Origin of the sequence: Pectobacterium sp. HCp5_1 (assembly GCF_032905925.1) — a bacterium.
In the GTDB taxonomy this organism is placed as follows: domain Bacteria; phylum Pseudomonadota; class Gammaproteobacteria; order Enterobacterales; family Enterobacteriaceae; genus Pectobacterium; species Pectobacterium brasiliense_A.
The window spans coordinates 1-11,886 of record NZ_JAUMIO010000035.1; the positions used below are offsets into that span (position 1 = coordinate 1).

The following is an 11,886-nucleotide window of genomic DNA, read 5'->3' on the forward strand; positions in this document are numbered from 1 at the left end:
CCTGGCGGCGATAGCGCGGTGGTCCCACCTGACCCCATGCCGAACTCAGAAGTGAAACGCCGTAGCGCCGATGGTAGTGTGGGGCTTCCCCATGTGAGAGTAGGGAACTGCCAGGCATCAAATAAAACAAAAGGCCCAGTCTTTCGACTGGGCCTTTTGTTTTATCTGTTGTTTGTCGGTGAGGGCTCTCTGGAGTAGGACAAATCCGCCGGGAGCGGATTTGCACGTTGCGGAGCAACGGCCCGGAGGGTGGCGGGCAGGACGCCCGCCATAAACTGCCAGGCATCAAATAAGTGGAAAGCCCTCGTCGAAAGACGAGGGCTTTTTGCTATGGGCTGTTCCCCTAAGTGATTCTGACGTGCTTAAACGCATTCAGCAGAAGTCACACTGATGACGCATACTAGGTTTCGTGAAACATTTTCACCTTATGCGCTGAGTACTCGACATTAGAACGAAAACTCGCTATCTTCGGGCATCTGGATGTCTAAACGTTTAAACGTATGCTTTGAGGATATAAGGTTATGCCAATTCGGGTTCCTGATGAGTTACCAGCCGTTAATTTTCTGCGGAATGAGAACGTCTTTGTGATGACGTCCTCGCGTGCTAAAACGCAGGAAATTCGTCCCCTCAAAGTGCTGGTTCTAAACCTGATGCCTAAAAAGATCGAGACTGAAAATCAGTTTCTGCGCCTGTTATCCAATTCCCCCTTACAGATCGATATCCAGCTGTTGCGTATCGATAGTCGTGAATCAAAGAATACGCCGGCTGAGCATTTGAATAACTTCTACTGCGATTTCGACGACATCCAAAACGAAAATTTTGATGGCCTGATTGTGACTGGCGCACCGCTTGGGTTAGTCGATTTCTGCGATGTTGTTTATTGGCCACAGATCGCACGCGTCATCGAGTGGGCAAAAGAGCATGTTACCTCCACATTATTCGTGTGTTGGGCTGTGCAGGCTGCTCTCAATATCCTATACGGTATTCCCAAGATGACGCGCAAGGAAAAGCTATCTGGTGTTTATTCACATCAAACGCTGCAACCTCATGCGTTGTTGACTCGCGGCTTTGATGAAACGTTCCTGGCACCACATTCACGCTATGCAGATTTCCCTGCTGATGTCATTCGTCAGCAGACGGATTTAGAGATTCTGGTTGAGTCAGAGCAGGCCGGAGCCTATCTGTTTGCCAGCAAAGATAAGCGTCTGGCATTTGTTACCGGACACCCAGAGTATGATGTCTCGACGCTAGCGGGCGAGTTTTTCCGTGATTGCGATGCTGGATTGGATCCGGCCGTTCCGGTGAATTATTTCCCCGATGACAACCCTGAACTGGCACCGAAAGCGAGCTGGCGTAGCCACGGTCACCTGCTTTTTGTTAACTGGCTGAATTACTATGTTTACCAGATTACGCCTTACGATTTACGCCGAATGAACCCTACGCTGGACTAACCCATTCCCTTTTTTTCTCTAAGGCACCTTTTGAGGTGCCTTTCTTTTTTGTGCTGAACTCTTTCATTTCTGTTGGTTAGTGAAAGTTATTTCTCTTCCTTTTTGATTTTAATTTTCATTTTTATCATGGGGTTATTTTTACTTTTTTATTAAAATGGAAATTGTTTTTGATTTTGTTTTTTATTGTATTACGCTTAATTCTGTCGGCTAAGAAATGTACATACCGGTTTGCCGATTTGGCGGTTGTTGATAAATGAAGCGGAATCTGAAAAGGAACCACGAATGATGCAGCAGACGATAAACAGAGAATTGGCGTTTAGTCAGCGTTTTGGTGAAGGTGAGAAGCAAATTCTTACGGAAGAAGCGATTGATTTCTTAACAGAGCTGGTCGCACGTTTCACGCCAGCCCGTAATCAATTACTCGCCGAGCGGCAGGTACAACAGCGTAATGTCGATCAGGGTAAGCTGCCTGATTTTATTTCAGAAACAGCTTCCATTCGTGATAAGGCGTGGACAATACGCGGTATTCCCGATGACCTTCAGGATCGTCGCGTTGAGATTACCGGTCCGGTCGAACGCAAGATGGTGATCAATGCATTGAATGCCAACGTGAAAGTTTTCATGGCGGACTTTGAGGATTCGCTGTCACCGGGATGGGAAAAGGTGATCGATGGGCAAATCAACTTGCGTGATGCCGTACGCGGTACGATTTCCTACATCAATGAAACAGGAAAGATCTACCAACTGAAACCCAACCCTGCCGTATTGATTTGCCGCGTGCGCGGTTTGCATCTGCCCGAAAAGCACGTGTCCTGGCAGGGGGACGCGATTCCCGGCAGCCTGTTCGACTTCGCGCTGTATTTTTTCCACAACTATCAGGAACTACTGAAGAAAGGTAGTGGCCCTTATTTCTATCTGCCAAAGACCCAATCATGGCAGGAAGCGGCCTGGTGGAATGATGTCTTCTGCCATACGGAAGATCGCTTTGATCTGCCGCGCGGGACGATCAAAACGACAGTGTTGATTGAAACGTTGCCTGCCGTTTTCCAGATGGACGAAATTCTCTATCACTTACGTGACCATATCGTTGGGCTGAACTGCGGCCGCTGGGATTATATCTTCAGCTATATCAAAACATTAAAGAACCACAGCGATCGCGTTCTGCCCAATCGCCAGTCGGTGACGATGGAGAAACCCTTTCTTAGCGCTTACTCGCGGCTGTTGATCAAAACCTGTCACCGTCGCGGCGCGTTCGCTATGGGCGGGATGGCGGCGTTTATTCCGAGTAAGGATGCGGAACGCAATAACTGGGTGTTGGATAAGGTACGTAAAGACAAAGAGCTGGAAGCTCACAATGGTCACGATGGCACCTGGGTGGCGCATCCGGGGCTGGCCGATGCGGTGATGGAAGTGTTCGATCGGGCGTTAGGTGAGCGTAAAAATCAGCTCGATATCAGCCGTGAACAGGATGCGCCTATTTGCGCCGAGGAATTGCTGGAGCCTTGCCCAGGAGAGCGCACGGAAGTGGGGATGCGCGCCAATATCCGTGTTGCGGTGCAGTACATCGAAGCATGGATATCCGGCAATGGCTGCGTCCCGATTTATGGGCTAATGGAAGATGCAGCGACGGCAGAAATCTCCCGCACCTCAATCTGGCAGTGGATTCGCCACGGCAAGACGTTGAGCGATGGCCGAGTGATCACCAAAGCGCTGTTCCGCCAGATGCTGGCCGAAGAACTGTTTGTGATTCAGGAGGAACTCGGTGATGCCCGTTTCAGCGGAGGGCGCTTTGATGAAGCCGCTCGGCTGATGGAGCAAATTACCACGCAAGATGAGCTGATCGACTTCCTGACGTTACCTGGCTACGCATTGCTTGATTAATCCTGACTGATAATAAAAAGGAACCTCTGCTATGACGACCTCTCGCACCCAACAAGTCCAGCATATCGAAAAAGAGTGGAAAACCGCCCGCTGGGAAGGAATTACGCGCCCCTACAGCGCAGAAGATGTGATTAATCTACGGGGATCGGTGAACCCGGAATGCACGCTCGCGCAGCTCGGCGCGGCAAAGCTATGGAACCTGCTGCATGGTGACGCCCGTAAAGGCTATGTTAATTGTCTGGGCGCGCTGACAGGAGGGCAGGCTTTACAGCAGGCGAAAGCGGGCATCGAAGCGATTTACCTTTCCGGCTGGCAGGTGGCCGCGGATGCCAATCTGGCGTCCAGCATGTATCCCGACCAGTCGCTCTACCCGGCGAACTCCGTACCTGCGGTGATTGAACGCATCAATAACACCTTTCGACGCGCCGATCAGATTCAGTGGGCGAACCGCATTGAACCGGGCGATAAGCGCCATACCGACTACTTTCTGCCGATTGTGGCGGATGCGGAGGCGGGGTTTGGCGGCGTGTTGAATGCGTTTGAACTGATGAAGTCGATGATCGAGTCGGGTGCTGCGGCGGTTCACTTTGAGGATCAACTGGCATCGGCGAAGAAATGCGGACACATGGGAGGCAAGGTGCTGGTGCCGACGCAGGAAGCCATTCAGAAACTGGTTGCGGCGCGTCTGGCGGCGGATGTCTTGGGCGTACCGACCTTACTGGTTGCACGAACCGATGCGGATGCAGCGGATTTGCTGACTTCCGATTGCGATGAGTATGACCGTGATTTCATCACCGGAGAACGTACGGTGGAAGGCTTCTATCGCACGCGAGCTGGTATCGAGCAGGCAATCAGCCGCGGTCTGGCCTACGCACCGTATGCTGATTTGGTGTGGTGCGAAACCTCAACGCCGGATTTATCGCTGGCGCGTCGTTTTGCTGAGGCTATCCACGCGAAGTTCCCCGGTAAGCTGCTGGCGTACAACTGTTCCCCTTCCTTTAACTGGAAGAAGAATCTGGATGACAGCACGATCGCACGTTTTCAGGATGAGCTGTCGGCGATGGGCTACAAGTACCAATTCATTACGCTGGCCGGCATCCACAGCATGTGGTTCAACATGTTTGATCTGGCGCACGCCTATGCGCAGGGCGAAGGGATGCGGCACTACGTAGAAAAAGTGCAGCAGCCTGAATTCGAGGCGATTAAAGACGGCTATACCTTCTCATCGCATCAGCAGGAAGTGGGTACCGGCTACTTCGATAAGGTGACGAATATCATTCAGGGAGGCGAGTCTTCAGTGACGGCGCTGACGGGATCGACAGAAGAACAACAGTTCTGATCCTAACCCGGTCAGTGTTCGGCTGGCCGGGTTTCATCGGGAGATCATGATGACGCGTGACCTTGAAAAGCTGGTGGCGCAGACGATCCTGCAAGGGTTTGATGCGCAATATGGACGTTTTCTCGAAGTGACGGCAGGGGCACAGCAGCGCTTTGAACAGGCCGACTGGCCTGCCGTACAACAGGCAATGAAACAGCGTATTCACCTCTACGATCACCACGTTGGTCTGGTGGTTGAACAGCTGCGCTGTATTACCGGCATTCGCTGCGATGATGCGGATTTTTTGGCTCGCGTGAAGCATATCTACACCCGCTTACTGCCGGACTACCCGCGTTTTGAGATTGCCGAGAGTTTCTTTAATTCTGTCTACTGTCGGCTGTTTAACCATCGGGAACTGACGCCTGATAAGCTGTTTGTTTTCAGCTCTCAGCCTGAACAGCGCTTTCGTGAAATCCCCCGGCCTATCGCCAAGACGTTTGTGCCCACTGACGGCTGGCAGAACATGTTGGAAAAGCTGCTGACCGATGTGCCGCTGCGCTTACCGTGGGAAGATTTGTCGCGTGATATTGGTTATATCACTGCGTATTTGCAGCGAAATTTCTCAGCGGAGCAGCTTGCGCAGGCGACATTACAGCTGGCTAATGAGCTGTTTTATCGTAACAAAGCGGCCTGGTTAGTGGGAAAACTGTCGCTCCCTGACGGTGTCTTTCCGTTCCTGCTGCCGATTCACCACAACGAACGCGGAGCGCTATTTATTGATACCTGCTTAACCAGTCAGGCAGACGCCAGCATTGTGTTCGGTTTCGCCCGCTCGTACTTCATGGTGTACGCCCCGTTGCCGTCGGCGCTGGTGGCCTGGCTGCGTGACATTTTGCCGGGGAAGACGACGGCGGAGCTGTATCTGGCGATTGGCTGTCAGAAACACAGTAAAACTGAGTATTACCGTGAATATTTGCACTACATTGCCGAATCAGAAGAGCAGTTTATTATCGCTCCCGGCGTGAAAGGTATGGTGATGTTGGTGTTTACGTTGCCGTCGTTCGATCGCGTATTTAAGGTCATCAAAGATCGTTTCGCGCCGCAGAAAGAGGTAAGTGCCGAGCGGGTCATGGCGTGTTATCAACTGGTGAAAGAGCACGATCGCGTCGGGCGTATGGCGGATACGCAGGAATATGAAAACTTCGTCATCGATAAGCATCGTATCAGTCCAGAGTTGCTGGATGAGCTTTGGCGTGAGGTACCGGAAAAGTTGGAAGATCTGGGCGATCAATTGGTGATCCGACACTTGTACATGGAGCGCCGGATGACGCCGCTGAACCTCTATCTGGAACAGGCAAGCGCACAGCAGTTGCATGATGTCATTGAAGAATACGGCAATGCCATCAAACAACTGGCCGCGGCGAATATTTTCCCCGGCGACATGCTATTCAAGAATTTCGGCGTCACGCGTCATGGGCGAGTCGTATTTTATGACTACGATGAAATCTGCTACATGACTGAAGTGAATTTCCGCAAAATCCCGCCGCCGCGTCACCCGGAAGATGAGCTGGCCGCCGAGCCCTGGTACAGCGTCGCGCCGAATGATGTGTTTCCCGAAGAATTCCCCCATTTCCTGTGCAGTGACCGCCACATTCGTACGCTGTTTGAGGAAATGCACGGCGATCTGTTTTGCGCGGATTACTGGCGAGCACTACAACAGCGTATCCGGGACGGGCACATTGAGGATGTTTACGCCTACCGACGCCGCAAGCGTTTTAGTCAACGTGCTGCAATTTGAGCGTGGCTCGTTATTCGTTATATGTATTCTGTCTCAGAGAGCGTTTCGTGCGCCACACCGCAGCCATTTACATGCGATACCGTATACGCGCCCGACGTAGGGCGGCTCAGTCGCCGCCGCCCTACGAACCCAGGCTTCCGGCTAAATTATGCCGCTACGCGGTTCCATCGATGCTCTTGGCCGCTAGTCGAGCCGCCAGTGACGCGTTCCCGACGCGGCACTGGCTTTCGCGACGTCCTGTCGCTCACTCGGCGGTCAAGTTCACCGCTGCATAATTTTCATGCCGGGTAATAGTAAAGCCCACCATAATTGGCAGCTTATTACGAGGAATACACCTTATTCATAACCCACTGTATTCCTGCATGACTTGTTTCGCGGCTTTGATCACCAGCGCGCCGAGCTCTGTGACGCGATCGTCCGTGATGCGCGACACGGGGCCGGAGATGGAAATGGCGGCGAACGCTTCATGATGTTCATCCAGAATGCAGGCCGCGATACAGCGCAGCCCTAGCGCGTGTTCTTCATCATCGAACGAATAGCCCTGCTTGCGAATCAGCGACAGGTTTTCTTTCAACGCTTGTGGCGAGCTGAAGGTGTGTGGTGTGTAGCCGTGCAGCCCTTTCTTGTGTAGCAATTGAGTGACCTGAGCATCGGGTAAATGCGCCAGAAAGGCTTTCCCAGCACCGGAAGCATGCATCGGCAGCTTAGCGCCAATCGGTGCAGACATACGCATCAGCGCCGTACACTGCACCTGATCGATGATAATCGCCTGGCTATCGGTCTGATCGAGCACGGCCAGATTGACGGTTTCACCAGAGTCTTCCATTAACTTGCGTACTATCGGATGCACAATCGCCAGCAGGTTGCGGCTTTGCAGAAAGCTGCTGCCGACGATAAACGCGTGTGAAGCAATCGTCCACAGCCCCAAGTCGCCAACCTGACGCACAAAGCCCTGTTGCTGCATGGTGGTGAGCAGACGGTGGGTCGTGGAATTCGGTAAACCGGCCTGCTGAGCGAGATCGGTTAGCGCCACGCTGCCGTTGGCTTTGGCGATATATTCAAGCAGCGTCAGGCCACGGGTCAACGACTGCACCTGCCCGGTCGGTTGTGCAGCGGTGCTCGCGCTGGCTCTGGGTTTTTTCCCGCGTTTAGCTGGCTCTGGTGGCGTCATGGCGTCGATTCCTTTTTATGGTAATGGAATTGATTTTCGTTTTTTCACCGCAGAATGCAACTCTTCTTTCTCAGCGCTTTTTATCGGCAAATGACCTGAAAAAGTCTCATGCTACACCGCGTTAGCGTGCTCATAACTTATGCTAGGATATACCCGTCATACTCCAAGCTGCATGTGCGTTGGCTTCCCTTATTCACCCCAGTCACTTACTGATGTAAGCTCCTGGGGATTCGTGCGATTGCCGCCTTCCTGCAACTCGAATTATTTAGGGTATAGACACAACATATCGTATTTATTGGCCGGGAATGGGGTTCGCGTGAGTAATCGGGTAGACGAATTGCGGCGTCAGTTGGCGCAACGCATTATGGTGCTGGATGGTGGTATGGGAACCATGATCCAGGGTTATCGCCTGCAGGAAGCAGATTATCGCGGTGAGCGCTTTGCTGACTGGCCGAGTGATGTGAAGGGAAATAACGATCTGCTGGTGCTCACCAGGCCGCAGGTGATTAGCGAAATCCATGACGCCTATCTGGAAGCCGGTGCCGACATTCTCGAAACCAACACCTTCAATGCCACCACCATTGCGATGGCGGACTATGATATGCAGGCGTTGTCAGCTGAAATTAATACCGTTGCTGCACAGCTGGCGCGTGCCAGCGCGGACAAATGGACGGCCTTAACGCCGGATAAGCCACGTTATGTTGCTGGTGTGCTTGGCCCGACGAACCGTACCGCGTCGATCTCTCCCGATGTTAACGATCCGGCATACCGTAACGTCAGTTTTGATCAACTGGTGGAAGCGTATCGCGAATCGACACGCGCCTTGATCGCTGGCGGTGTCGATCTGATCATGATCGAAACCATCTTCGATACGTTGAACGCTAAAGCGGCGAGTTTCGCGGTAGAAAGCGAGTTTGAGGCATTAGGCATCGAGCTGCCGGTGATGATTTCCGGCACGATCACGGATGCGTCAGGGCGTACGCTATCCGGCCAGACAACAGAAGCGTTTTACAACTCCTTACGTCATTCCCGTCCGCTCTCGTTCGGTTTGAACTGTGCGCTGGGGCCAGATGAACTGCGCCAGTATGTCGCTGAGCTGTCACGTATTTCAGAATGCTATGTGAGCGCGCACCCGAACGCAGGGCTGCCCAACGCCTTTGGGGAGTACGATTTAGATCCGGCCGATATGGCGAAACATATCGGCGAATGGGCGCGATCCGGTTTTCTGAATATCGTTGGTGGCTGCTGTGGATCGACGCCTGCGCATATTGCCGCGATGGCGAAAGTGGTGGAAGGTGTACCGCCGCGCAAGCTGCCAGAGATCCCGGTCGCCTGCCGCTTATCCGGTCTGGAACCGCTGAATATCGATGCCAACACGCTGTTTGTTAACGTCGGGGAGCGGACGAACGTCACTGGCTCCGCCCGTTTTAAGCGTCTGATAAAAGAAGAAAAATATAACGAAGCGCTGGACGTCGCCCGTCAGCAGGTGGAAAGCGGCGCGCAAATCATCGACATCAACATGGATGAAGGCATGCTGGATGCGGAAGCGGCGATGGTCCGTTTCCTGAACCTGATTGCCGGTGAACCGGATATTGCCCGCGTGCCGATCATGATCGACTCCTCTCGGTGGGAGGTGGTTGAGAAGGGGCTTCAATGTATTCAGGGCAAGGGCATTGTTAACTCGATTTCCATGAAAGAAGGCGTTGAGGCCTTTGTGCATCACGCCAAACTGGTAAGGCGCTACGGCGCGGCTGTGGTGGTGATGGCGTTTGATGAAGTCGGTCAGGCGGATACTCGCGCCCGTAAAATTGAAATTTGTCGCCGGGCTTACCGTATCCTGACGGAAGAAGTCGGTTTCCCACCGGAAGATATCATTTTCGATCCGAACATTTTTGCTGTGGCAACGGGGATCGATGAGCACAACAACTACGCGGTGGATTTCATCGAAGCCTGTGCGGACATCAAGGCGCAGCTGCCGCATGCGATGATCTCCGGTGGTGTATCCAACGTTTCTTTCTCATTCCGCGGCAACGATTTGGTGCGCGAAGCTATCCACGCCGTCTTCCTTTATTACGCGATCCGCAATGGTATGGACATGGGGATCGTGAACGCCAGCCAGTTGGCGATCTATGACGATCTTCCTGTTGAACTGCGCGATGCGGTTGAAGATGTGATCCTTAACCGTCGCAGCGATGCCACCGAGCGTATGCTCGATCTGGCGGAAAAGTATCGCGGCAGCAAAACGGAAGATGAAGGCAGCAAAACACAGGCGGAGTGGCGCGGCTGGGACGTGCGGAAGCGTCTGGAATATTCGCTGGTTAAAGGCATTACTGAATTTATCGAACTGGATACCGAAGAAGCACGCCAGCAGGCGACGCGACCGATCGAGGTAATTGAAGGCCCGCTGATGGACGGCATGAACGTGGTCGGCGACCTGTTCGGCGCAGGTAAAATGTTTTTACCGCAGGTGGTGAAATCCGCCCGCGTGATGAAGCAGGCCGTGGCCTACCTTGAACCCTATATTGAAGCTAGTAAAGATAAAGGGAGTTCCGCTGGGAAAGTCCTGCTGGCGACGGTAAAAGGCGACGTTCACGATATCGGTAAGAATATCGTCGGTGTGGTGCTGCAATGTAACAACTACGAAATTATCGATCTGGGCGTGATGGTGCCGACGGACAAGATTCTGAAGACCGCACGCGAAGAAAAGGTCGATATTATCGGGTTGTCCGGGCTGATTACACCGTCGCTGGATGAAATGGTCAACGTGGCGAAAGAGATGGAGCGTCAGGGCTTTACGCTGCCGCTGCTGATTGGTGGCGCGACGACCTCTAAAGCGCATACCGCCGTGAAGATTGAGCAGAACTATAGCGGCCCGACGGTCTACGTGCAGAATGCTTCGCGCTCTGTCGGCGTGGTATCGGCGCTGCTGTCTAGTGCGCAATATGACGACTTTGTTGCACGTACCCGTAAAGAGTACGAAACCGTGCGTATTCAGCACGCGCGTAAAAAGCCGAGAACGCCTCCCGTGACGCTGGAAGCGGCTCGTGCTAACGCTTCCGATCTGGATTGGGAGAACTACACGCCGCCCGTTGTGCATCGGCTGGGCGTGCAGGCGGTGACAGCCAGCATCGAAACGCTACGCAACTACATCGACTGGACGCCGTTCTTTATGACCTGGTCGCTGGCCGGGAAATATCCCCGCATTCTGGAAGATGAAGTGGTGGGTGAAGAGGCTAAGCGCCTGTTTGCCGATGCCAACGCGATGCTGGACGACTTGTCCGCACGCGGTGCGTTGAATCCGCGTGGTGTGGTGGGTTTATTCCCTGCGAACCGCGTTGGCGATGACGTAGTGATTTATACCGATGAACGGCGTGAAACGGTGCTGTCAGTGAGCCACCATCTGCGTCAGCAGACGGAGAAAACCGACTTCCCGAACTACTGCCTGTCTGATTTTGTGGCACCGAAGTCCAGTGGCAAGCCGGACTATCTCGGGGCCTTTGCGGTGACCGGAGGGCTGGAAGAAGATACGTTGGCCGATCAGTGGGAAGCGCAGCATGATGATTACAACAAGATCATGGTGAAGGCGATCTCCGACCGTCTGGCGGAAGCCTTTGCGGAATACCTGCATGAGCGTGTGCGTAAGGTCTACTGGGGCTATGCGCCGAATGAGAACCTCAGTAATGAGCTGCTGATCCGCGAGAACTATCAGGGTGTTCGCCCTGCACCGGGTTATCCGGCTTGTCCGGATCACACGGAAAAAGTGCAAATTTGGCAGTTGCTGGATGTGGAAAAGCATACCGGCATGAAGCTCACCGAATCCTATGCCATGTGGCCGGGCGCGTCGGTATCCGGCTGGTATTTCAGCCACCCCGACAGTAAATATTTCGCCGTCGCGCAAATCCAGCACGATCAGGTAGCGGATTACGCGGTGCGTAAAGGGATGGAAGTGGGTGAGGTGGAGCGCTGGTTGGCGCCGAATCTCGGCTATGATGCTGATTAAGTTTTGACGTAAGTCGAATATGAAATATCAGCCCCGGAGATTTAGTCGTCTCAACTATGCCAACGAGGGGGCGTTTCGTGCGTGATGAACCACATTATTTCTCTGTGGCACTAGCGCCACGCCCGCTCAGGGCGCTCAGTCGCCGCTGCCCTGAGAACCCAGGCTTTTTGGCGGAAATTATGCCGCTTTGCGGTTCCTTCGGCATTCGAGAACGCTAATCGTGCCGCTAGTGACGCGCTCCCGGCGCGGCACTAGCTTTCGCAGCGT

General features: G+C 53.3%; 6 protein-coding genes and 1 rRNA gene. 6 read left to right on the forward strand and 1 reads right to left on the reverse strand.

Features of this window, described 5'->3' with window-relative positions; translation table 11 throughout:
• From rrf to aceK, 5 genes are all read left to right on the forward strand, one after another.
• Nucleotides 1–116: ribosomal RNA gene (rrf, locus tag Q3A88_RS18370) — 5S ribosomal RNA — on the forward strand.
• A gap of 405 nt (nucleotides 117–521) precedes the next feature.
• The gene (metA, locus tag Q3A88_RS18375) at nucleotides 522–1,451 is read left to right on the forward strand and encodes a homoserine O-succinyltransferase MetA (RefSeq protein ID WP_104213266.1); all 930 of its coding nucleotides are present in this window, start codon (nucleotides 522–524) and stop codon (nucleotides 1,449–1,451) included.
• Nucleotides 1,452–1,733: 282 nt separating this feature from the next.
• Nucleotides 1,734–3,332 carry a malate synthase A gene (aceB, locus tag Q3A88_RS18380; RefSeq protein ID WP_233991013.1) on the forward strand — a complete coding sequence of 533 codons (1,599 nt, stop codon included), beginning with the start codon at nucleotides 1,734–1,736 and terminating at the stop codon, nucleotides 3,330–3,332.
• Nucleotides 3,333–3,363: 31 nt separating this feature from the next.
• Complete coding sequence (gene aceA, locus Q3A88_RS18385) at nucleotides 3,364–4,671, forward strand: isocitrate lyase (RefSeq protein WP_317178398.1); 1,308 nt, start codon at nucleotides 3,364–3,366, stop codon at nucleotides 4,669–4,671.
• Between the two features lie 49 nt (nucleotides 4,672–4,720).
• Entirely contained in the window at nucleotides 4,721–6,448 is a 1,728-nt protein-coding gene (gene aceK / locus Q3A88_RS18390; protein WP_317178404.1) for a bifunctional isocitrate dehydrogenase kinase/phosphatase, read from the forward strand.
• Between the two features lie 340 nt (nucleotides 6,449–6,788).
• Here aceK and iclR read toward each other — a convergent pair whose 3' ends face one another.
• A complete protein-coding gene (gene iclR / locus Q3A88_RS18395) occupies nucleotides 6,789–7,619 on the reverse strand; it encodes a glyoxylate bypass operon transcriptional repressor IclR (RefSeq protein WP_317178399.1) in 831 nt (276 codons plus the stop codon).
• Between the two features lie 316 nt (nucleotides 7,620–7,935).
• On the opposite strand from iclR, the gene metH reads away from it, so the two are divergent.
• Complete coding sequence (metH, locus tag Q3A88_RS18400) at nucleotides 7,936–11,619, forward strand: methionine synthase (RefSeq protein WP_317178400.1); 3,684 nt, start codon at nucleotides 7,936–7,938, stop codon at nucleotides 11,617–11,619.
• Nucleotides 11,620–11,886: the final 267 nt, after the last annotated feature.